General features: G+C 73.3%; 22 protein-coding genes. 16 read left to right on the top strand and 6 right to left on the bottom strand.

Translation table 11 applies throughout. The features are described from left to right. Nucleotides 1-10: 10 nt before the first annotated feature. Nucleotides 11-214 carry a hypothetical protein gene (locus tag EF918_RS12415; RefSeq protein WP_125644803.1) on the bottom strand — a complete coding sequence of 68 codons (204 nt, stop codon included), beginning with the start codon at nucleotides 212-214 and terminating at the stop codon, nucleotides 11-13. A gap of 193 nt (nucleotides 215-407) precedes the next feature. On the opposite strand from EF918_RS12415, the gene EF918_RS12410 reads away from it, so the two are divergent. Then, nucleotides 408-1637 (top strand): transcriptional regulator, encoded by a 1230-nt coding sequence (locus tag EF918_RS12410; protein ID WP_125644801.1) that lies wholly within the window; start codon nucleotides 408-410, stop codon nucleotides 1635-1637. Here the strand turns inward: EF918_RS12410 and EF918_RS12405 are convergent. The 5 genes from EF918_RS12405 to EF918_RS12385 form a co-directional block, all read right to left on the bottom strand. After that, nucleotides 1618-2283 (bottom strand): HAD family hydrolase, encoded by a 666-nt coding sequence (locus tag EF918_RS12405; RefSeq protein WP_125644799.1) that lies wholly within the window; start codon nucleotides 2281-2283, stop codon nucleotides 1618-1620. The two genes, EF918_RS12410 and EF918_RS12405, sit on opposite strands and share 20 nt — an antisense overlap. Before the next feature lie 121 nt (nucleotides 2284-2404). After that, entirely contained in the window at nucleotides 2405-2848 is a 444-nt protein-coding gene (locus EF918_RS12400; RefSeq protein ID WP_312847827.1) for a nuclear transport factor 2 family protein, read from the bottom strand. 17 nt (nucleotides 2849-2865) lie between these two features. Then, a complete protein-coding gene (locus EF918_RS12395; protein WP_185921715.1) occupies nucleotides 2866-3792 on the bottom strand; it encodes an NAD(P)-dependent oxidoreductase in 927 nt (308 codons plus the stop codon). Nucleotides 3793-3902: 110 nt separating this feature from the next. Beyond that, complete coding sequence (locus EF918_RS12390) at nucleotides 3903-6767, bottom strand: non-ribosomal peptide synthetase (RefSeq protein WP_125644813.1); 2865 nt, start codon at nucleotides 6765-6767, stop codon at nucleotides 3903-3905. Between the two features lie 430 nt (nucleotides 6768-7197). Further along, on the bottom strand, nucleotides 7198-8043 hold the full coding sequence (locus tag EF918_RS12385; RefSeq protein ID WP_260610107.1) for a 4'-phosphopantetheinyl transferase superfamily protein: 846 nt from the start codon (nucleotides 8041-8043) through the stop codon (nucleotides 7198-7200). 467 nt (nucleotides 8044-8510) lie between these two features. Here EF918_RS12385 and EF918_RS12380 point away from each other — a divergent pair, with 467 nt between their 5' ends. The 15 genes from EF918_RS12380 (at nucleotide 8511) to EF918_RS12310 (ending at nucleotide 20926) form a co-directional block, all read left to right on the top strand. Continuing rightward, the gene (locus tag EF918_RS12380; RefSeq protein ID WP_125644795.1) at nucleotides 8511-9242 is read left to right on the top strand and encodes a response regulator transcription factor; all 732 of its coding nucleotides are present in this window, start codon (nucleotides 8511-8513) and stop codon (nucleotides 9240-9242) included. Nucleotides 9243-9412: 170 nt separating this feature from the next. Further along, nucleotides 9413-10204 (top strand): LuxR family transcriptional regulator, encoded by a 792-nt coding sequence (locus EF918_RS12375; protein ID WP_125644793.1) that lies wholly within the window; start codon nucleotides 9413-9415, stop codon nucleotides 10202-10204. Nucleotides 10205-10448: 244 nt separating this feature from the next. Next, nucleotides 10449-11384: an ACP S-malonyltransferase gene (locus tag EF918_RS12370; RefSeq protein WP_125644791.1), complete on the top strand. Its 936-nt coding sequence runs from the start codon at nucleotides 10449-10451 to the stop codon at nucleotides 11382-11384. A gap of 109 nt (nucleotides 11385-11493) precedes the next feature. Further along, a complete protein-coding gene (locus EF918_RS12365) occupies nucleotides 11494-12246 on the top strand; it encodes a thioesterase II family protein (protein WP_125644789.1) in 753 nt (250 codons plus the stop codon). Next, entirely contained in the window at nucleotides 12243-13010 is a 768-nt protein-coding gene (locus tag EF918_RS12360; protein WP_125644787.1) for an IclR family transcriptional regulator, read from the top strand. Before EF918_RS12365 ends, EF918_RS12360 begins: the two co-directional genes overlap by 4 nt. Nucleotides 13011-13136: 126 nt before the next feature. Further along, nucleotides 13137-13391 carry an acyl carrier protein gene (locus EF918_RS12355; RefSeq protein ID WP_125644786.1) on the top strand — a complete coding sequence of 85 codons (255 nt, stop codon included), beginning with the start codon at nucleotides 13137-13139 and terminating at the stop codon, nucleotides 13389-13391. A 40-nt stretch (nucleotides 13392-13431) separates the two neighbouring features. Beyond that, nucleotides 13432-14700 carry a beta-ketoacyl synthase gene (locus tag EF918_RS12350; RefSeq protein ID WP_125644784.1) on the top strand — a complete coding sequence of 423 codons (1269 nt, stop codon included), beginning with the start codon at nucleotides 13432-13434 and terminating at the stop codon, nucleotides 14698-14700. Beyond that, the gene (locus EF918_RS12345; protein WP_125644782.1) at nucleotides 14697-15848 is read left to right on the top strand and encodes a beta-ketoacyl synthase; all 1152 of its coding nucleotides are present in this window, start codon (nucleotides 14697-14699) and stop codon (nucleotides 15846-15848) included. The genes EF918_RS12350 and EF918_RS12345 overlap by 4 nt, the downstream gene beginning before the upstream one ends. Then, entirely contained in the window at nucleotides 15845-16762 is a 918-nt protein-coding gene (locus EF918_RS12340) for a beta-ketoacyl synthase N-terminal-like domain-containing protein (RefSeq protein WP_125644780.1), read from the top strand. Before EF918_RS12345 ends, EF918_RS12340 begins: the two co-directional genes overlap by 4 nt. Before the next feature lie 23 nt (nucleotides 16763-16785). Then, complete coding sequence (locus EF918_RS12335) at nucleotides 16786-17640, top strand: alpha/beta fold hydrolase (RefSeq protein ID WP_185921714.1); 855 nt, start codon at nucleotides 16786-16788, stop codon at nucleotides 17638-17640. Beyond that, entirely contained in the window at nucleotides 17637-18605 is a 969-nt protein-coding gene (locus tag EF918_RS12330; protein WP_125644778.1) for a hypothetical protein, read from the top strand. Before EF918_RS12335 ends, EF918_RS12330 begins: the two co-directional genes overlap by 4 nt. After that, entirely contained in the window at nucleotides 18602-18946 is a 345-nt protein-coding gene (locus EF918_RS12325) for a hypothetical protein (protein WP_125644776.1), read from the top strand. Before EF918_RS12330 ends, EF918_RS12325 begins: the two co-directional genes overlap by 4 nt. Beyond that, the gene (locus tag EF918_RS12320) at nucleotides 18947-19354 is read left to right on the top strand and encodes a hypothetical protein (protein WP_125644774.1); all 408 of its coding nucleotides are present in this window, start codon (nucleotides 18947-18949) and stop codon (nucleotides 19352-19354) included. Next, a complete protein-coding gene (locus EF918_RS12315) occupies nucleotides 19354-19737 on the top strand; it encodes a hypothetical protein (RefSeq protein WP_125644772.1) in 384 nt (127 codons plus the stop codon). The genes EF918_RS12320 and EF918_RS12315 overlap by 1 nt, the downstream gene beginning before the upstream one ends. 70 nt (nucleotides 19738-19807) lie before the next feature. After that, nucleotides 19808-20926, top strand: a complete 1119-nt coding sequence (locus EF918_RS12310; protein WP_125644770.1) for a beta-ketoacyl synthase N-terminal-like domain-containing protein — start codon at nucleotides 19808-19810, stop codon at nucleotides 20924-20926. Nucleotides 20927-20940 lie beyond the last annotated feature (14 nt).

The following is a 20940-nucleotide window of genomic DNA, read 5'->3' as shown; positions in this document are numbered from 1 at the left end:
ATGGCCGACGTCACTGGGCGGCCCGCACGCAGCTGAGCGGGGCCTCGAACTCGCGGTGGTCGCCGCCGCGGATGTACGCGGTGAGGTCACCGTTCTCCTCGACGAGGACGGCCCGGAGCTCGCCCTCGCGCAGCGACCGGGTGTCCACGACCTGTTGGCCGATGAGTCGGTGGCTCTGGTGGCGGAATGCCGAGCCTGTCTCCCGGGCGTTCATACCGGTGCTCCCTACCGTCGTCAGCGGGTGGTGAGGACACTTTGAGCCGCAGAAAGTCCGCTGACGAGGACTTTGAAGAGGACTTCTTGAGCCCTCAAAGCGGGCTTCCGTGCCCCCGTATCGGTGAAGGCTGGCCGTCAAGGGGGCGTCCTGGAACACTGGCCATCTACCCGCCGCTCCACGGAGGTTGCAGATGCCGCGGCCCACCGGAAACACCCGCCTGCGAGCCGCCCGCCTCGCCGCGGGATACAGCTCCCAGCAAGACCTCGCCAACGCCCTCACCGCCCGCGGTGTGCCCGTAGGCACCCGACAGGTGCGCCGCTGGGAGTCCGCCAACCCGCCGCTGCCGAACGCGGAGGTGCGCCACGCCCTGGTGGAGCTGCTCGGCCAGGACCTCGGCGCGCTCGGCTTCCAAGTACCCGAGGGCAGCACTGCCGGCGGCCGCGCCCTGCGAAGCCTGATCGCCCTCGCCGACCGCGGCCCGGTGCGCACGCCGAACGCCGTCCAACCCGCCACTGCCGGGGCCGACTTCCTGGCGGTCACCCGCGCCCATCGCCGCCTGTACTGGACGGTCGCGCCGGCCACCCTTCACCCGGCCGTGAGTGCCCACGCCACGCTCGGCGGACAGCTGCTCGACGTGACGACCGGCCGAACCCGGCAGACCCTCGCGGCAGCCCTCGCCGAGTCCTGGCTGCTCGCTGGCCGCATGGAGTTCTTCGACCTCCGCGAGCCCGACCGCGCGGGCGACACCTGGGTCCGCGCCCTCCAGGCCGCCGGGGACGCCGAGGACGCACTGCTCGGAGCGGCGATCCTCGCCCACATGGCGTTCATCCCGGGTTGGGCCGGCAGCCGGGACCAGGCTGCCGAGCGGATGATCGCGGCGCGCGCCTACGCCCGGAAGAGCCCCGCGTCGGCCGAGTTCCTCGCGTGGCTGGACGCAGTCGAGGCCGAGTGCGAGACGCGCTGCGGCAACACCAGGACCGGGCTCAACCTGATCGGTCACGGCGAGGACGTCCTCGCGGCCGGCAGCGAGCACGCTTCCCCGGAGTGGATGGACTGGTTCAGTCCGGTGCGGCTGGCCGCGTTCAAGGGCAACACGCAGCTGAAGGCCGGCCACCTGCCGCAGGCCCGAGAGACGCTGCTCGACGTCCTGGAGTCTCTTCCGCAGGACGCGGACAAGCAGCGGACCGTGGTGCTCGGGGACCTGGCGGCGGTCGAGGCTGCGGCCCACGATCCGGTGGCCGCGGCCGCGTACGCGGTGCGCGCGCTGGAGCTGCTGGAGACGCACTGGTACGCGACCGGACTGGAGCGGGTCCGCGAGGTGCGGCGCGCGCTCGCTCCCTGGCAGAACGAGCCGTACGTCCGCGACCTCGACGACCGGCTGTACGGGTGGAGGGCGACGCTCAGCGCTCTCGCGAATTGAACTCCGCGATCAGGCCCGGCAGCTCGGCCAGCGATTCCACCCGGAACGTCGGCAGGGACCGGGCCTCTTCCGTGTTCCACTGGATCGTCGCCCACGGGCCGCGGCGAACGAGGGCCGTACGCATCCCGGCCGCGGCGCCCGGCCGGAGGTCGTTGTCGACGCGGTCGCCCACGTACAGGATCTCCTCCGGGGCGAAGGGCACGACCGCGGCGACGCGCTCGAAGAACGCGGGGTCGGGCTTGCTGGCGCCCCAGTCGTCGGAGGTGCCGATCAGGTCGACGTCGCCGGTGAACAGCTCCCGCAGCAGGCCGCCGGCGCGTACGGTCTGGTTGCCCGCGATGGCCAGCCACAAGCCGTCCGCGCGCAGCTTCGTCAGGGCTGGGCGGACGTCCGAGTACAGGTCGTCCTCGCCGAACCACTCGGGTTGTCCGGCAGCCGCGCGCGCTTCACGCTGCTCTGTCAGGTCGAACCCGGGCTGGAACTCCTGGAACGTCTCGCGGTAGTCGCGGCCCTGCGCGATCACCGCGCCGAACATCGCGGCGAACGTGTGCCTGGGCACGCCTAGCCAGTCCGCCCACGTGCCGTACTCGCGAGTCTCGTCGACCAGGCACTCACCGACATCGAACACCACAGCGCGAATCGTCATGAGCTCACCCTACGGACCCCCGGACGCACGAAGGCACCCCCTCCCGCGGCCCGCAGGCCGGGGAGGGGGGCGATGTCGGTCGAGAACTGCGGTCGACGCCGCGGACGGTCCCGCGGGTCGCTCAGCTCTCGATCAGCCGCTGGAAGACGACCGTGTCGAAGATGTCCTCCATCCGCACCGCGACCCCGTCGCGCAGGGTCCACGAGTGGATGAAGGGCAGGGTCTGCGTGGTGCCGCGGACCGAGGTGACCTGGCGTACGCCGAACACCACGACCCGGTCGCCGTCCGCCACGAACTCCTGCGGCTCCAGGCGCATCCCGCCGAGCACCGAGGGCACCCGGGAGAGGAACTCCCGGACACCCGCGTGCCCGTGCTTGGTGCCGCCGAGGCCGTAGGCGGCCATCCCGTCCGGGTGCACCCACTCCACCTGCGGGTCCAGGGTGTCCAGCAGGGCCGCGACGTCCCGCTCGTGGAAGGCGCGGTAGGCGCGGCGGATCAGGGTGAGGGGCTCGTCGGCCGGTCCGGCGGAGGCGACGGGGACCGGGTGCGTGTTCATGATCGTCATGGCGGTGGTTCCCTTCGTCACAGGCCGAGGTGCTGGGGGTGGAGGGCGCTGAGGGTGCGGGCGATCCCGTCGCGCCAGTCGACCTGGCAGGGACCGGTCAGCCGCAGGCGCAGCGCGGGATCGAACCGGTACGTCTCCCGGGTGACCTCGCTCGGCACCAGGCGCGCCTCGACGCCCGTGAGCGCCTCGATGTGACGGACGAGGTCGGTGATGCCGACGGACTCGTCACCGCCCCAGTTGACCAGGGTGGAAGGGACCGACGCGGCCGCCCACAGGGCCGGCACCTGGGCGACCAGGTCGTCGGTGTACAGCAGGGAGCACCAGTTCTGGCCTTCCCGCGGAACGGCGATCGGGGCCCCGGCCAGCATCTGCCGGAAGTACAGCATCGGTACGCCGCCGTAGGATCCACCCGGCCCGTACGCGATGTTGAGGCGGGCGATGGTGGTGGGCAGGCCCAGCACCCGGGCGAACGCGCGGACCGCGCCCTCGGTGGCCAGCTTGCCCGTCGGGTACGCGGGCAGCCAGTCCGCGCGGCCGTCGACCGGGTCGTCCTCGGTGTAGGCGTGGTCCAGGGTCTGCCGGGCGTAGAGGGCGCCCGTGGAGACGTACAGGAACGCGTCGGCGGTGCGGCAGTGGGTCATCAGCCGGCCGGTGGCCACCGAGTTGACCTCGGCGGTCCGGTTGAAGTCGCCGTCCTCGCCGCGGTGCACGGCCGAGTGCAGGACATGGGTGAAGTCCTCCGGCAGGCCCTTGAAGGCCCGGTCGGAGGTGTCCTCCATGTCCCAGTGCCAGGTGGTGATGCCCGCGTCCTGGAGTTCCCGCTCGACACCCGGGGTGCCGAACCGCCCGATGCACCAGACGTCGTTGCCGGCGGCCAGGGTCTTCGCGACCGGCCGGGCGACCTGCCCGGTACCGCCGGTGATCAGTATCTTTTTGCCCTTCATCAACTTTCTGCTCCCCCGTGGATGATCATTTTGGTGCTGCTGTTGTCTCTGAGTGGTGCGGGACCCTGTGTGGTTCCCGTGGTGGGAGGGTTGTCCGAGGTCCGCTCCGGTCAGCGCCGGGCGGCGGCGATCGCGTCGGCCTCGGCGAGCCGGTCGTCGAGCTCCCGCCGCAGGACCTCCTGGAAGGCGGCCACGTGGCGGGGGCCCATCAGGGTGTGGTGCTCGCCCGGGACCTCCAGGTAGCGGTTGGCCCCGGTGGTGTGCTCGTCCCAGCGGCGCAGTTCGTTCGCCAGCCAGTCCTCGCGGGTGCCGCGCAGCGGCTCGGCGTGGAAGACGCTCATCGAGCGCACCGTCCCGGCCGGCTCGTAGCCGCGGCCCAGGTCGGTCAGCGCGTCGGCGACCTCCGCCCAGGCGGCGAACTTCTCCTCGTCCAGGTCCAGTTCCGCCAGCCGCTGCGGCGGGGCCAGCGAGACCAGGTGCGCCACCTGCTCCTCCCGGGGCCGGCCGCGCAGCAGGGCCGGCAGCGCCGCGGCCTGCTCCTTGTCCACCAGGTCCAGGAAGGCGGCCAGGTGGGCGGCGGTCTCGGGGAAGTCCAGCTCCTCCATCCGGTACTTGATGTGCGGCGGCAGGTTGAAGCTGCCGACGAAGTCCACCCGCTCGCCGTCCGCCTCCAGGACCTTGGCGATCTCGAAGGCGACGGCGGCCCCGTACGAGTAGCCGGCCACCGCGTACGGGCCCTGCGGCTGGCGGGCGCGGATCGCGGCGACGTAGGTGTCCACCATCTCCTCGAAGGAGACGAACGGCTTCTCGCCCTCGTTGAACCCGCGGGCGCGCAGCGCGTAGAAGGGCCGGTCACCGGCGAAGTAGGCGGCCAGCCCGACGAAGACCAGCACCTCCCCGACCCCCGGGTGGACGCAGAACAGCGGCGTCCGGTCGCCGCCCGTCTGCAGCGCCACCACCGGCTCGTACGGCGCCGGGCCGGAGCCCGCCGGCGCGCCGGCCGGGTCCGTGGCCGGGGCCGGGTCCGGGGCGGGGGCCGTGACCGAGCCCGTGGCGGGAGCCGCAGCCGCGGTGCGGCCGGCCAGGCGCGCGGCCAGCGCCCGTACGGTGGGCGCGGTCAGCACGGTGACCACCTCCAGCCCGCTCACCCCCAGCCGCTGGGCCACCTTCCCGCGCAGCCGCAGGATGTCGAGCGAGGTGCCGCCGAGGTCGAAGAAGCTCGCGGTGGCACTGATCGTGTCCGGACCGGCGCCGAACAGCTCGGCGTAGATCTCCGCGATCGCCCGTTCCACCGGCCCCTCGGGAGCGGTGTGCCCGCCGAGCATCCGCACCTGGAGCTCCCGGGCCGCGCGGCGTTCGCCGTCGTACGCGCCCGACTCCAGGCGGCGGCGCATCAGCGTGCGCTGGATCTTGCCCAGGCTGGTGAGCGGGAAGGCGTCGGCCGCCAGCGGCAGGACCAGCGCCGGCCGGAAGCCCCAGTGCATCACCACCGTGCTGCGCACGGCCGACATCACCCGGTGCAGGCCCGCCTCGTCCCCGGCGGGCAGGTCGGGGGCGAAGGCGACGACGAGCTGTTCGGTGTCGCTCCCGGCCGGGCGGGTGGGGAAGGCGGCGACCCGGGCGGCGGTGACGCCGTCGAGGCGGCCCAGCACGGTCTCGACGTCGTGGCTGTAGTGGCTGACGCCGTTGACGATGACGCTGTCCTTGCTGCGGCCCACCAGGGTCAGCCGGCCCTCGTCGATCCGGCCGAGGTCGCCGCTGCGCAGCCAGCCGTCGGCGGTGAAGGCCTCGGCGGTGGCCCCCGGGTCGTTGTGGTAGCCGGAGGTGAGCATCGGCCCGTGGAACTGCAGTTCGCCGGCCGCGCCGTCCGGCAGCTCCCGGCCGTCCTCGTCCACGATCCGCATCCGCAGGCCCGCCACGGCCGTGCCCAGGTGCGCGAACTCCCTCCCGCGGTCGGCGGCGGGGAAGGCGCCGCGGGAGTAGACGCTGCCGGCGCAGGTCTCGGTCATCCCGAACGCGGGCCAGAGGGCGTCGGGGGCCAGGCCGTACGGCTCCAGGGTGCGCAGGAACGTTTCGCCGGTGGCGACGACCACCGCCTCCCCGCCGCTGACGACGTGCCGCAGCCGGCCGAGGTCGAGCCGCTCGCCGGAGGCGGCGAGCCGGCCGGCCGCCGCGTTGATCTGGCCGAGGAGGAAGTTGGGCGTGAAGGTCATGGTCACGCCGTGCCGGTCGATCAGCCGCAGGAACTCCAGCGGGTCCCCGAGCACCGCCGACGCCGGGGCGTGCACCTGCCGGCTGCCCGTGGACAGCGGCAGCAGATGGCACTCCAGGAGGGCCGCCACATGGTCGAACGAGACCCAGTTGAGGGAGGTGTCGGCGGCGGTGAGCCGGTGGTGGCCGTTCTTGGCGGCCATCGAGGCGAGCAGGGCCGCGTGGCTGAGCATCGCGGCCTTGGCGGCGCCGCTCGAACCGGAGGTCAGCATCAGCACGGCCGTGTCCCCGGGCGCGGCCCGGTACAACTCGTCCGCCTCGGGCCCGTCGAGCTCCTCCAGCGCGGCCACGGCCGCCCCGGCCGCGTCGCGCGGCAGCTGCCCCGCCAGGGCGGCGGTGGTGACGACCAGCGGCCCGTCGAGCAGGGCGACCACATGGCGCAGCCGCTCGGCCCAGGCGGCCGGGTCCCCGGAGGGCGGGGCGACCGGGCAGGGCACGAAGCCGCCGAGCACGGCTGCCCAGAATGTGGGCAGGAACTCCTCGGACCCCTCCAGCACGATTACGATCTTGTCCTGCGGGCGCAGCCCCCGGGCCCGGAGCCCGGTGAGGATCCGGCGGGCCCGGGCCAGGAGTTCGGGGTGACTCTGGTCCCGGTGGCCGAGACGGGCGGCGCCGTGGCAGTGGCGCAGGCCCGACCCGGGGTACCGCTCGGCGGCGGCCAGCAGCAGATCGCTCAGGGTGCTCGGAGGAGTGGTCGGGCGCATCGGGGCAAACACGGTCGTCGGTCTCCTGGCCTCGGGGCACGCCCGGACGGGGGCGTGGGTGCCGGTGGGGATGAAGGACGCGGACGGGGACGGCGGACACGGGACGGGCGGCCGGGCGGTGCGGGCCCGGCCGTGCGGGGAGGGAGTGCGCGGCGCGGGAGCCGGCTGCCGTCCGCCGTGCCCGGACCGGCTGCGGAATCCGCAAGCGGAACCACACCGGAACCGCGGCCCGGGGAGCGGGAGTCCGGCGCCGGGGCCGGCGAGCCGGTTCCCGGACCCACGGTGGCCGGGCCGGCGCGACGGGTCCACGACGGCGCCGCGACAGCTCCGTGACGGTTCCGCGACCGTCGTGCGACGGGTCCGGCCGCGGGGACGGCCGGGGGCGGCGGACCGTGCGGAGCGTCGGGCTCCGGAGCTCAGGGCGGGGTGGTCACAGTCGTCGGACGGTCGGTGGACGGTCGGCGCCCGCGGGGAGGGCGATCGAGGCCACCCAGTCCTCGGGCACGGCGAGGTCGGTGGTCCGCCAGGATCCGGGGAAGCCGATCGGTGTGGTGTCGATGCAGGTCACGCCGCTGTCCGCGGGACCGCCGGCCCCGGTCTCCAGGGCGGTCAGCTCGGCGGCGACACCGATACCGACCGCCTTGAGCACCGCCTCCTTGCGGGTCCAGCAGCGCAGGAAGGCCGACGTACGGACGTCCCCCTCGGGCAGCGCGTACAGGGCCCGGCGTTCGGTGGAGGTGAGGACCGGGTCGTCGAACCCGGCGATGTCGAGGGTGCGCCGCCGTTCCACGTCCACCCCCACCCGGAAGGGAGACAGGGCCAGCATCCCGATCCCGGCACTGTGGGCGACGCTGTACCGCCAGGTGGTGGCCGGCCGGCGCACGGCCGGCGGGCCGTGCTCGACACTGCCGCAGCCGGGACAAGGCAGTCGCCCGAGAGATATTTCGCCGGCCGGCACGTCGAGCGCCTGGGAAAGCGCCCGCTTCACCGCCGCGCGACAGGTGACGAACTCCGCCCGGGCGATCACCGATTTCATGGCGCGGGCCCGGGCCCGTTCGGCGTCGTCCAGGAGTTCCAGTTCGTCGTCCCGGTAGCGTCCGGCAGGTACCGGCCACCACCACACCACGGCGTCGCAAGCGGCGAAAAAAGGTGCCTCGGCGCGCGCGTCGAGGTATCGGTCGAGGTGCAGGTCAAGGCGGAGATGGTCGTGCGGTTCGGTGCGTGCTTCGGTGCTTGGTCCGGCGTGCAGTTTCGCCCCCGTGCGGCTCGTCGTCACGCACCTCAACCTAGGCTCGAAAGCCGCTCGAGGGGCGTTCCGGTCCCGGGGGTTGGCCACAACCGGACACCGATGACACGCACGGTGAGGTCTGCGGTGCGGACCGTGATGCAAGCGGAAGTGGCTGTATTCGTTCCGGGGGGCCCGTGCAGCTTGCTGCCACCGTGGCGCGAAAAAGCCGTTCAAGTCGTCGAAATAAATATGGACTTGACAACTGTGGGCGTGTCGTCTTGCGTTCGCCGGGATCTTGTTGACTGCCTCCGAGACCTCGAACTACTGTCGGGCCTGATGCCGCCGTGAATGACGGCAAATTAATTGTCGATTGAACAATTGATCGTGCAGTCAATTTGCGCAGGATCCGGCCGCGCGGCATCGTTCATCACCGGTCGAGCAAGGGGGATGCCATGACAGGTGCTGCCAGGAGGTCCGCGCACGCGGATCCGGATGCGGAAGGGGCGGCGGACCACGTGTCGTCCGATCACGCCGCCGATGTGGAGCGCACCCTGCTCCAGGCCCGGGCCCTGATCGAGTCCACCGTCTCGCTCTACCGCAAACGGCCCACGTCCGGCCCCGCCCGGCCGCACACCGACGTCGCCGTGCTCGGCGAGGCCGTCGAGGACCTGGTCCAGGGTGCCCGGCACTCCGTCTGCGTCGCCGTCAAGAGCAGCGACGCCTTCCACCAGATCGCCCGCCAGGCGCTGGAGGACCTCGAACCCGGCCCGGTGGTGCGCCTGCTGTGCGCCTCCGAGGTCGCCGACGGCTCGCTGGCCGCCCTGACCCAGGCGCCGGGTGCCCGCTTCGAAGTACGCGTGTGCGAAGGGGAACTGCGCGACATCGTGGTGGTCGACGGCTCCTCCGCCCTGGTCCGGGCGGCCGCGGGGGCCGCCTCGGGGCAGGCGACGCTCGTCTCCGACCCGGCGGCGGTGCGGGCCCTGGAGCTGCTGTTCGCCGGCGCCTGGTCCCGGGGCCGCAAGCTCGACGAACACCTGGCCCTCAGCGCCAAACTGCGCAGCGAGCTGACCCGGCGGATCCTGGAGCGGCTGCGGGACGGGTACACCGACGACGCGGCCTCCCGCGACCTCAACGTCTCGCTGCGCACCTACCGCCGGCACGTCGCCGACATCATGCGCGAACTCGGGGCCAACTCCCGCTTCCAGGCGGGTGTGCGCGCGGTGGAACTGGGTCTGCTCTCTGAGTAGGGGAACTCCACGAGCAGCACCGGACCGACGCACACGCCTCACGATCACGCACCACAGCACACACGCCACAGCACACACGCCACAGCAGTACACAACGGGGACGTCGCGGCCCAGCCACAAGCGGGGCCGCGCTGCACCATGGAAACACCAACGGGGATGGTGAGTGCCACGTGTCGCACGCGACCGAGGACGAACTGGAACAAGCGCTTCTGGAAGTGAGGGCCCTGCTCGAGTCGACGGTGGCCATCCACCGGGACCGCAGCAACAGGGAGCAGCAGATCGCCACGGTCGACGGGGGCTACGCGCCCGTCCTGGAGACCGCGGCCTCCCTCATCCGCGACGCCGTGCGCACGATCGACATCGTGGACGCCCGGCTGCCGGGCACGGAGGAGGAACCCGCCCGCAAGGCGCGCGCCGAACGCAACATGATCTACTCCGCCGCCGACACGGTCTCGGTCCGGCTGCTGACCAGCCCGGCCCTGGTCGACGAGGACTTCGTCCGCGAACAGCTCGGCCTGGACCACCCCGTGGCGATCCGGGTGGCCCGGGTGCCCCCGCTCCAGGCGCTGCTGGTGGACGGCAGCACCGCCCTGGTGATGGCCGAGTCCGCGGCCGGGGTGCGGGCCTCGCTGATCCGGGCCCCCGAGGTCCTGCACACCCTCGGCACGCTCTTCGAGAGCATCTGGCGCAACGCCGTGCCCGCCGGCGAGCGCATCGTCTTCGGCGACCGCGACCGGGCCGCACTGGCCCGGCAGATCCTGGGCGCCCTGCGGGCCGGGGTCACCGACGAGGTGGCCGCCCGCGAACTGACCGTGTCGGTACGGACCTACCGCCGCCACGTCGCCGAGATCATGGCCCTGCTCGGGGCCCAGTCCCGGTTCCAGGCCGGCGTACGGGCCGCGGCCCTCGGCCTGCTGCCCACCGCCGCGCCGCCGGTGCAAGGCCCTCCACAGCGGGTCTGACCTCGCCGTCCGGCCCCGGCTGGCAGCTTCCTGAAAGTTCTGTTGCCGCCCGCCGGGCCCCGGCAGTTGTATGGCCGCCAGGAAAGGAATCGGGCATCACCGCGATGCCCCGACATCCTTCCCGGCGGCTGCGACAGACCCCCCGACTGCAATGCCGCCGGTGCACGAGGATCCGTAATGCCGCACACCCGAGCATCGCGGATCCTCGTGCCCCCGTCGGAATTACGGTGCGGAAGGCGGGTCCATGGACCGGTTGCCGATAGGCCTGGTGTTTCCGGGCCAGGGAACACAAAAAGAAAAAATGGGCGAACCCTGGCGGGACACCCCGTCCTGGGCGCTCACCGAGGAGATCTCCGCAGCAGCGGGCGAGGACGTCGCCGGCCTGCTCCTGGACACCCCCGACGAACAGCTACGGCGGACCGACCTCGCCCAGCTCGCCGTCTTCACGGTCTCCGTCGTCGCCCACGCCGAAGCGGTGCGCACGGGCACCTTCGCCGGGCAGCGGGTCGTCGCCTGCGCCGGACACAGTCTGGGTGAGTACAGCGCGCTGACGGCCGCCGGAGCCCTGACCGTCCCCGCCGCCGCGGCCCTGGTCGCCGCCCGCGGCCGGGCCATGCGGGCCGCGGCCGAGGGGCGCGCCGGCACCATGGGCGTGCTGGTCGCCGCCCCCCTGGCCGAGGTGACGGAGCTCACCGCACGGGTCCGGGCCGAAGGGCACGAGGTCTGGGTGGCCAACGTCAACGCCCCTGGCCAGACCGTGGTCTCCGGCACCCCCGAGGCCATCGACCGGATCGAGGCCGAGGGACCCTCGATCGGCGCCAAGATGATCCGCCTGAAGGTCGGCGGTGCCTTCCACAGCCCGCTCATGGCCCCGGCCGCCGTGGCGCTGCGCACCGCCCTGGAGCACACCCCCTTCGCCCCCGCGCACCTTCCCGTGGTGGCGAACGTCGACGCCACGTCGTACGCGGGCGACTGCGACTGGCCCGGTCTGTCCACCCGCCAGCTCACCTCGCCGGTGCTGTGGGAGCAGAGCGTACGCACCCTCGTCGGCCCGCTCGGCTGCCGCCGGCTGGTCGAGCTCGGCCCCGGCCGCACCCTGACCGGCCTGATCCGGCGGATCGCCCCGGACACCGAGACCGCGTCCGTGGACAGCCCGGCGGTCCTGCCCGTCCTGGCCTGACCCGCCGCCCGGCGCATCCGGCGCACCCCCGTACGGGCCCGTGGACGCGGCCCGCCGTACGACGACGCACGACGACGCACCCAGACGCACGCGAGGAGACGCACGCACCATGGCACTTGGCACCGAGAGCATCTGGCTGCGCAGATACGCCACCGCCGCGCCGCCCCGGCTGCGGCTGCTGTGCCTGCCGCACGCCGGCGGATCGGCCGGCTTCTTCCACTCCTGGGGGCACGCCTTCGGCGAGGACGTCGAGGTGATGGCCGTGCGCTACCCGGGCCGCCAGGAGCGCATCGCCGAGGAGCCCTGGACGGAACTGGAGGAGCTGGCCGCGGCCGTCGCCGCCGAGCTCGGGCCGTACACGGACACCCCGCTGGCCCTGTTCGGGCACAGCATGGGCGCCACCCTGGCCTACGAGATCGCCCTCCTGCTGGCCGACCGGTACGGCATCGCCCCGGCGCTGCTGATGGTCTCCGCCCGCCGCGCCCCCCACCTGCTCACGCCCCGCTCCGCCGCCTTCGGCACCGACGAGGACATCCTGGCCGAGGTCCAGCGCCTCGGCGGCACCGACGCCGCGCTCCTCGCCGACGAGGACCTGCGCGAGCTGGTGCTCCCGGCGATCCGCGCCGACTTCACCGCCGTGGCCCGCTACGCGGCGCGTGAGGGCCGCCCCCTCGCCTGCCCCGTCGTCGGCTACGTCGGCGACAGCGACCCGGACATCACGCCCGAGCAGGTGGCCGGCTGGGGCCGCCTGGCTCCCCGTGGCTTCGAGCTCAACGTGCTGCCCGGCGGGCACTTCTACCTCATGGACGAGCGCGACGCGCTACTCACCGACATCCGCGCACGGCTGGCCGCGCAGCGATGAGCACCGCGGTCCTGGCCCGGCCCATGTCCGGGGTGGGGGTGCTCGACAAGGCCTCCGTCCTGCTCGACATCGTGGAGGGCGGCCCGGCCACCCTGGCCGAACTGGTGACCCTCAGCGGTCTGTCCCGGCCCACGGCCCACCGCATCGCGGTCGCCCTGGAGCGGCTCGGCATGCTCACCCGGGACGCCGAGGGCCGGTTCGTGCTCGGCCCCCGGCTCGGGCTGCTCTCCGTGGAGGCGCGCCGCGACCGGCTGGCGCAGGCCGCCGCCCCGGTCCTGGCCGGCCTGCGCAGCCGCACCGGCCTGGACGCCCGGCTCTACCGCAGGCGGGGCACGTTGCAGATCTGCATCGCCGCCGCCTCCGTGGGCGTGGCGAGCGCGGACACCGACGCCGTCGGCACCGCCCGCCCCGCCTCGGCCGGCCCCGCCGCCCAGGTGCTGTTCGCCTGGGAGGAGCCCGAGGAGCTCTACGAGGGGCTGTGCCGGGCCAGGTTCACCGCGGCCCACCTGGCCCTGGTGCGCCGCCAGGGCTGGGCGTACGGCAACGAGCCGATGCTGCCCGGAGCCGTCTCCCTGGCCGTGCCGGTGCGCACCGGCACCGGCGGTGCGGCCGCGGCCCTGGTGCTGACCGGCCGGTCCACGCGGATGCCGGCCGCCCCCGACCGCGCCCTGGGCCGTGCCGCCCTGGACGCGGCCGTCGCCCTCGGTGACGCGTTGCTGCCCGCCGAGGGCCGGGCGACGCCCGCGCCGCGGTCCGCCGGCTGAATTGCCGGGGCGGCTTTGGCAGGTTGTTGCAGCCGCCGTTGAACGAAAAGAATCCACCCCCGCACCATTCCAGTGCGAGTAAGTGTGCCGCGCTTGTGGCGGCGAAATCCGACAAGGAGAAAAAGCGTGACGACTGCTACGCGCGACGAGCGTCTCGAGACCATCAAGGAAATTGTCTGCGACATTCTCGAGATCGAGGAGGACGAGGTCACCGAGGTCAGCCTTTTCAAGGAGGACCACAACGCCGACTCGCTCCGCGCCATCGAGATCCTCGCCGCCCTGGAGAAGGAGTTCGGCGTCGTCATCAACCAGAGCGAGCTGCCGCGGATGGTGAACCTCAAGGGCGTCTACGAGGTCGTGTCGGAGCCGGCCGGCTGGTAGTCGGTCGGTCCAGGTCCTTGCGGCGGATGGAGAGGTTGCCATGACAGCGGCAGAGCGCGGCGCCGGCCGGACACGGCCGGGGCGGCACCGGGTGGTTCTCACCGGACTAGGAGTGGTGTCCAGCATCGGACTCGGCGCGAAGGAGTTCCTCCAGGGACTCCGCGAGGGCCGCAGCGGTGCCCGGCCCATCTCCTTGTTCGACACGGAGGGCTTCGCCCACGCGAACGGGTGCGAGATCACGGACTTCGACCCGCGCGACTGGATCACCACGCTGGACGTGGACCAACTCGGCCGGGCCGCGCAGTTCTCCGCGGCGGCCGCACGGATGGCCCTGGAGGACTCGGGCCTGGACCTGACCCGGCTGCGCACGCAGCGCGGCCTGATCTCCATCGGCACCACCGACGGCGAGAGCTACGACCTCGACCAGCTGGTCGAGCGCGAGCTCGCCGACGGCACGGGCGCCTTCGACCCCGTGGCCGCCCGGCGCGTGCCGGCCGGGCGGCTGTCGGTCGCCGTCGCCCAGGAACTGGGCCTGACCGACGTCGAGGCGCTCACCATCCCCACCGCCTGCTCCGCCGGCAACTACGCCATCGGCTACGGCTTCGACGCCGTCAGCTCCGGCGAGGCGGAGTTCGCCTTCTGCGGCGGCGCGGACGCGATGTGCCGCAAGACCTTCACCGGCTTCTACCGGCTGGGCACCATCGCCCCCGACCGCTGCCAGCCCTTCGACATCGACCGCAAGGGCATCCTCACCGGCGAGGGCGCGGGCGTGCTGGTCCTGGAGCGCCTGGACTCCGCCCTGGAGCGCGGCGCGACCATCTACGCCGAGGTCCTCGGCTACGGCCTCAACTGCGACGCCCACCACCAGGTCGCCCCGGACCGCGACAGCGTCGCCGAACTGATGCGCCTGGCCCTGGACAACGCCGGGGTCGAGCCGCACGAGGTGGACCTCATCTCGGCGCACGGCACCGGTACCAAGGCCAACGACATCACCGAGGCCGGCGCCATCCGCCAGGTCTTCGGGGACCACCCGCCCCGCACCGTCTCGATGAAGTCGATGCTCGGCCACAGCATGGGCGCCGCCAGCGCCCTCGGGGCGATCGGATGCGCCCTGGCCATCCAGAACCGCTTCATCCCCCCCACCATCAACCATGTCACCACCGACCCCGAGTGCGACGTCGACTGCGTGCCCAACCACGCCGTCGAGGCAGACCTGCGGATCGTCCAGAACAACGGTCTGGCCTTCGGCGGCAACAACGCGGCGGTGCTCCTCGGCCGGTACGACGACGCGATCAAGGAGGCGTCATGACGACCCGCCCCATCGTCGGGATGGGCGCCGTCGCCGCCACCGGCTCCGGTGTCGGTGAACTCTTCGAGAACCTGTGCGCGGGCATCTCCGGCCGCGCCGAGCTGCGCGGCTTCGACCGCACCAGGTTCCGCGCCCAGCACGCCTACGAGGTCGACGACCGCCCGGCCGTCGGCGTGGACGTGCCCGGTCGCGCCGGCCGCCTGCTGCACGAGGCCATCGCCCAGGCCGCCGCCGACGCGGGCCTGGGGGAGGACCTCTCCGGCATCCCGATCCTGGTCGGCACCGGCCTGCGCGAACTGCGCTCGCTGGAGCTGTGGTGGCGCGACGGCTCGCCCTTCGCCGACTCCGGGCTGCACTTCGGCACCGGACTGCGCGAGCGGTTCAACGCCGATGTCACCCACACCTTCTCCAACGCCTGCTCGGCCTCCCTCTACGCCCTCGCCCTGGCCAGCGACCTGCTCGGCCAGGAGGGCGAGGACGCCCCCGACACCGTCATCGTCGCCGGCGTCGACGTGCTGACCGAGTCGATGTACGGGCTCCTGGAGCGCGTCCACCCCACCCCGCCGGACCGGGTGCGGCCCTTCGACCGCAACCGCACCGGCGTCCTCATGGGCGACGGCGCCGCCGCGATCGTGCTGCGCCGCACCGCCGAGGGCGCCGAACGGGTCTACGGCCACCTGCGCGGCGTCGCCGTCAACTGCGACGCGTACCACGTGACCGCGCCCTCCCCGGAGGGCATCGCCGAGGCCATGCGCACCGCCCACCGGCTCGCCGGCGTCAAGCCGTCCGACGTGGACCTGGTGATGCTGCACGGCACCGGCACCCTGCTCAACGACGAGGCCGAGGCCACCGCGCTCGCCGACGTGCTCGGCGAGGACGCCTCGGGGCCGCTGATGACCGCCGTGAAGTCCATGACCGGCCACACCTCCGGCGCCTCCGGCCTGATCAACCTGATCATCGGCGTCCAGGCCCTCAACGAGGGCCGGGTCCCGCCGACCGTGGGCCTGGAGGAGCCGGTCGAGGAGGCCGCGCCGTTCCGCTTCGTCACCGGCCGGCCGGCGGTGGACCAGCCGCTGAAGGTGGCACAGCTCAACGCGTTCGGGTTCGGCGGCATCAACGCCGTGGCCATTGTGGAAGGGTCCCGATGACGACGACACAGACCGACCGGACCGCGCAGACCGACGCCTCCCGCCCCGCCACCTCCGTCGTGGTCACCGGCGCCGCCGTCCTGCTGCCCGGCGCCGACTCCGTACGCGCCCTGGCCGACGGCCCCGCCGCCGGCGGCGCCCCCGTCGAGCCCGCCGCGCACGTCGGCAAGAAGGGCCTGCGCTACAAGGACCGCGCCACCCAGCTCGGCTACGCGCTGACCGCCGCCGCCCTGCGCGACGCCGGCCTGCTCGGCGCCGACGAGAAGGACGGCCTGTCCGTGCCCGCCACCAGCGTCGGCGTGGTCGCCAGCTCCAACTTCGGCAACCTCGACACCGTCGCGCGGGCCCTGGACACCCTCCGCGAGGAGACCGTCACCGGCACCTCCCCGATGGACCTGCCCAACGCCTCCAGCAACGTCATCGCCTCCTCGGCGGCCATCCGCTACGGGCTGCGCGGCCCCAACCTGATGGTCTGCAACGGCGAGACCTCCGGCCTGGACGCCGTCCACTGGGCCGCCACGATGATCTCGGCCGGCCGCACCGACCGGGTCCTGGTCCTCGGCGTCGAACCCGACAACGAGGTGGTCCGCAAGCTCCTCGACGGCGCGCACGCCGTGGACGGGGGCGCGGCCCTGGTGCTGGAGTCCGAGGCCGCCGCCGCCGAGCGCGCGGCGACCGTACGGGCCGTCGTCGGCCGTTACCGCCGCGGCGCCGGCGACAGCGCGGGCAACGGCCGCCGCTGGGAGCTGCCCGCCCACCTCGGGGTCGCCTCCGGCGCGCACGGCCTGCTCCAGGTCGCCGCCGCGGTCGGGCTCTTCGACTCGGGCGAGCGTGGTCCGGTCCGGGCGGTGGCCGGCACGGCGGCCGACGACGCGAGCGCGGACCTGCTGCTGCTCGCCCCCCGCGCGGCGTGAGCGCGCCGGCGAAGGAGGAAGCCGTGGTGAACACGCACGTGGACCTGCGCCCGGTCGTCGTCGAACGGCGCACCGAGGGCCGGGGTGGCCCCCGCGTCCTGCTGCTGCACGGCCTGGCCGCCAACGACAGCGTCTGGGAGCGCGCCCTGCCCGAGCTGCCGGCCGACTTCCAGCTGTGGACGGCCCGGCTGCCCTGGCGGACCGAGACCATCGCCGACTGGAGCGAGCAGCCCAACCTGCGCGGCTGGCTCGGCAAGGCGCTGGAAGCCGTACCGGGCGGCGCCGAGGTGGTCGTCGCCCACTCCATGGCGGCCAACGTCCTGCTCGACCTGCTGGACCAGAAGGTCCGCGGCGGGGCCGACGGCCTGCGCCAGTTCGGCATCCGGGCCCTGGTCCTGGTCTCGCCCTTCTACCGGGCCCACGCCGAGCAGTTCGACTGGGACACCATCTCCTACTACCTCAACGACTTCCACCTGATCATGGAGGAGGGGATCCGGGCCCACGCGGGTGACCGGGTGCCCGCCGACATCAGGCAGGCGATGGGGGAGCGGGTCCGCGACCGCGTCGGCCCGTACGGCTGGTTCCGGTTCTTCGACCTGTACCTGCGCACCCCCTCGCTCGACACGAGCCGGATCACCGTCCCGACCCTGGTGCTCGGCGGCGAGACCGACTTCGCCGCCCGCCCCGAGGAGGGCATCGCCCTCGCCGACGCCCTCCCGGACGCGGTCGTCCGCGTCCTGCCCGGCACCGGGCACTTCCCCATGCTCGACGCGGCGGACGTCTTCGCCGCCGCGGTGAGCGAGTTCGTCCACACCACCCTGGGTCCGTCCGCGCAGCGCGGCGGGGCCCTCACCGACGCCCTGGAGCTCCAGCGATGACCCTCGTCACGGACACCGCCGTCAAGGCGCTGCTGACCACCGCCACCACCACCACGGTGCGCCCCCGCTACGAGGGGTCCAACATCTGCACCTGGATCGGCTTCAAGCACGTCAACTACCTCGTCGAGGAAGCCGTCCTGGACCACTTCCGCCAGGCCGGGCTGCCCGCCCGCGCCCTGTACGAGGAGCACGGCCTCGGCCTGGACCTGGTCTCCATCGACACCCGCATCCTGCACGCCTTCCACATGGACGACACCGCCGAGGCGGAGGTCGTGCCGTGGACGAAGGACGACGACGGGACCATCGGGTTCAAGGTCACCATCCAGTTCGAGCGCAACGGCGAGATCCACAAGGCCGTCACCTCCAAGGTCCGCGTCTCGCTGCGCGTCGACACCTACCTGGAGGCCGCCGGCGAGGTCCCCGAGCTCCTCGCCCGCTTCGCCGTCGCCACGCTCGGCGACGACCTGGAGCGCGCGGAGCCCGCCGCGTCCCCGGCCGAGGAGGAGATCCTCGCCTCGCTGACCGCCGGGCAGAACGCGTACGCCTGGAAGTGGAACATCCCGTACCCGTACTGCCACTTCACCGAGCGCATCCAGATGTCGGGCTACCTGCGCCTGATGGAGGAGGGCAAGGACCGCTTCGTCGCCGACCGCGGGATCTCCATCAAGACCCTCCTCGACGACCGCCGCTGGATCCCGGTCGTACCGCGCTCCGACATCCGCATCCTCGACGAGGCGCTGATGGAGGAGGACCTCTACACGGTCTACACCGTCGAGGAGGTCTTCAAGGACTTCACCTACACCTCCCGCATGGACTTCTACGTCCTGCGCGACGGCAAGCTCGTCAAGACCGCCACCGGCCGCATCGTGCACGGCTACGCCGTCATCGAGAACCGCCGCGACTGGAGCCTGGTCAACTTCGACCAGCGCGTGCTCGACGCGATCAACGGGGCGCCGGAGGCGTGAGCGACGTGTGGGAGAGCGGCACCCCCCGGCTGCTGCTCATCGAGAGCCAGGGCCGCGTCGCGCAGGACGCCGGTTTCCGGCGCGACGCGGTCACCCAGGTGCTCACCGGGCAGACGGCGCTGCTCTTCCTGGTCCAGGACGGGGTGGTGCTCGCCGTCCCCGGCAGCGACAGCGACCTGGACCGGTTCCAGAAGGAGGGCGGGGTGCTCGCGGCGGACAGCTTCTCGCTCGCCCAGCACGGCCTCGACGGCGCGACGCTGCGCCCCGACACCCATGTCGTCGGCATGGACGTGGTGGCGGGCTGGATCCTGGATCCGGCCGTGCGGGTGGTGTGGCACTAGGTGGCCAGGCAGATTCCGCACACGGACGTGCTCATCACCCTCATGGGTGCCCCCCACGCATCGGACGAGGTCACCACCGCCCTGCGGCTGACCCAGTCCCTCCTGGAGCGCGGTGCCACCGTACAGGTGTGGACCTGCGGCTACGCGACCATGCTCACCCAGCGCTCGCTCGGCAGCGACAAGCCGCGCAACCTGGCCGACTGGAACCGGGAGTACCCCTCCACCGCCGCCCTGGTGGAGGAGCTGCTCACGGCCTGGGAGGGCCGGCTGTACTGGTACGGCTGCCGGTTCTGCAGCGACGACCGGGGGGCGGTGGACCACCTCCCGCAGGTGGTGCTCCGCCCGCCCGGGGGCTACGCGGCGAACGTCGCGGCCGCCGGCAAGACCCTGCACCTGGGGGGGATCTGATGGACGGCCGTGTGCTCGCCATCGTCGAACGCGGCTACCGCGGCGCGCTGGAGAAGCAGTTCTTCGACGAGCTCTACCTCGCCACCGAACTCCACCGCCAGCTCGGCGGCCTGGACATCCTGCTGCGCGGCTCCGCCGTGAGCTACGCCGTGGACGCGGGCCCCGTGCCCGCCCTGCGGATCGGCGGCCGGACGGTGGACACCCTCACCGACCCCCGCCAGGGCCTGCGGACCCTGCTGGAGGCGGGCGTCGCGATCCTCGTGGAGGAGCCCGACCTCACGGCCCTGGGCGCGGCCCGCCCCGTGGTCGAGGGCGTGCGGGTGACCGCCGCCGGCGAGACCGCCGCCCGCTGGCAGGCGTACCGGATGGTCATCTTCCTGTGACCGTCCCGCCGCCCCCGCCGCCCCCGACCACCCTGACGACCCTCCCGAACGGAAGGAACCCGAGACGGTCATGACCACCCTCACCACGGGCACCCCGCGCCCGGTGATCACCGCCTGGTCGGCCGTGTCGCCGTACGGCATCGGCCGGGCCGCCTTCGCCGACGGCCTGCGGGAGCGCCGCACCACCGTCACCGAGCTCGGCCCCGAGCACGGCACCCTCCCCGGCGGCGCCGGCCACGTCGTGCCCGGCTTCTCCGTCCGCGAGGTGCTCGGCAAGAAGGGCACCCGGTCCATGGACCGGGTCACCGGCCTCGCCGTCGCCGCCGCCGGGGCCCTGCTGGACGACTCCCCGCGCAACCGCGCCGTCGGCACGGGCGAGGGCGCCGCGTTCGCGCTCGGCACCACCACCGGCAGCGCCCAGTCGATGATGGACTTCACCCGCGACTCCTTCACCGGCGAGCAGCCGTTCTTCGTGGACCCGGCCCGGTTCCCCAACACCGTGATGAACTGCGCCGCCGGCCAGAGCGCCATCTGGTTCCGCCTCAAGGGCCCCAACGCCACCATCGCCGGGGGCCGCACCGCCGGCCTGCACGCCCTGAACTACTCCCGCCGCCTGCTCGGCGCGGGCCGCGCCCGGACCGTGCTGTGCGGGGCCGCCGAGGAGTTCAGCCAGGCCCGCGCCTGGCTGGAGCACCACAGCGGCGACCAGCCGGCCGACGGCACGCCGGCCGCCCCCGCCCTCGGCGAGGGCTGCGCGATGCTCCTGGTCGAACCCCACACGCCGGAGGACGCCGACCAGCCGGTGCTCGCCGAGGTCCTCGCCGTGGAACTCGGCGTGGTCCTCGACGGCGACCCCGGCCCCGCCCTCGTCGCCTGCCTGCGCGCGGCCCTGCGCCGGGCCGGCGTGGCCCCCTCCGAGGTCGCCGCCGTCGCCCGGTCCGGGGCGCCCGGCCGGGAGGGGCTGCGCGAGGCCGACGCCGTGCACGAGGTGTTCGGCGCGGTCGGCCCCGCCGATCTGACCCCGACCGGACTGATCGGCGACACCGGCGCCGCCGCGGCCGCCTTCCAGGCCGCCGCCCTGCTGTCGTACGCCGAGGACCGGCCCGCCGAGGCGGCCGGCCGGATCGGCGTGATCACCTCCGTGGACCGCACCGGCACCGTCGGCTGCGCCCTGCTCGGCCTGCGCTAGGCCCGCCCGCCCTC

Origin of the sequence: Streptomyces sp. WAC06614 (assembly GCF_003949795.1) — a bacterium.
Lineage (GTDB): Bacteria > Actinomycetota > Actinomycetes > Streptomycetales > Streptomycetaceae > Streptomyces.
Note: the sequence above shows the minus strand (reverse complement) of the source record. Positions and strands in the feature narration are given on the sequence as shown.

Excerpts from the sequence above, each read along its gene's own strand:
- EF918_RS12415 (WP_125644803.1), bottom strand. The coding sequence starts at position 214 with ATGAACGCCCGGGAGACAGGCTCGGCATTCCGCCACCAGAGCCACCGA.
- EF918_RS12410 (WP_125644801.1), top strand. The coding sequence starts at position 408 with ATGCCGCGGCCCACCGGAAACACCCGCCTGCGAGCCGCCCGCCTCGCC.
- EF918_RS12405 (WP_125644799.1), bottom strand. The coding sequence starts at position 2,283 with ATGACGATTCGCGCTGTGGTGTTCGATGTCGGTGAGTGCCTGGTCGAC.
- EF918_RS12400 (WP_312847827.1), bottom strand. The coding sequence starts at position 2,848 with ATGACGATCATGAACACGCACCCGGTCCCCGTCGCCTCCGCCGGACCG.
- EF918_RS12395 (WP_185921715.1), bottom strand. The coding sequence starts at position 3,792 with ATGAAGGGCAAAAAGATACTGATCACCGGCGGTACCGGGCAGGTCGCC.
- EF918_RS12390 (WP_125644813.1), bottom strand. The coding sequence starts at position 6,767 with ATGCGCCCGACCACTCCTCCGAGCACCCTGAGCGATCTGCTGCTGGCC.
- EF918_RS12370 (WP_125644791.1), top strand. The coding sequence starts at position 10,449 with ATGGACCGGTTGCCGATAGGCCTGGTGTTTCCGGGCCAGGGAACACAA.
- EF918_RS12365 (WP_125644789.1), top strand. The coding sequence starts at position 11,494 with ATGGCACTTGGCACCGAGAGCATCTGGCTGCGCAGATACGCCACCGCC.
- EF918_RS12360 (WP_125644787.1), top strand. The coding sequence starts at position 12,243 with ATGAGCACCGCGGTCCTGGCCCGGCCCATGTCCGGGGTGGGGGTGCTC.
- EF918_RS12350 (WP_125644784.1), top strand. The coding sequence starts at position 13,432 with ATGACAGCGGCAGAGCGCGGCGCCGGCCGGACACGGCCGGGGCGGCAC.
- EF918_RS12345 (WP_125644782.1), top strand. The coding sequence starts at position 14,697 with ATGACGACCCGCCCCATCGTCGGGATGGGCGCCGTCGCCGCCACCGGC.
- EF918_RS12340 (WP_125644780.1), top strand. The coding sequence starts at position 15,845 with ATGACGACGACACAGACCGACCGGACCGCGCAGACCGACGCCTCCCGC.
- EF918_RS12330 (WP_125644778.1), top strand. The coding sequence starts at position 17,637 with ATGACCCTCGTCACGGACACCGCCGTCAAGGCGCTGCTGACCACCGCC.
- EF918_RS12315 (WP_125644772.1), top strand. The coding sequence starts at position 19,354 with ATGGACGGCCGTGTGCTCGCCATCGTCGAACGCGGCTACCGCGGCGCG.
- EF918_RS12310 (WP_125644770.1), top strand. The coding sequence starts at position 19,808 with ATGACCACCCTCACCACGGGCACCCCGCGCCCGGTGATCACCGCCTGG.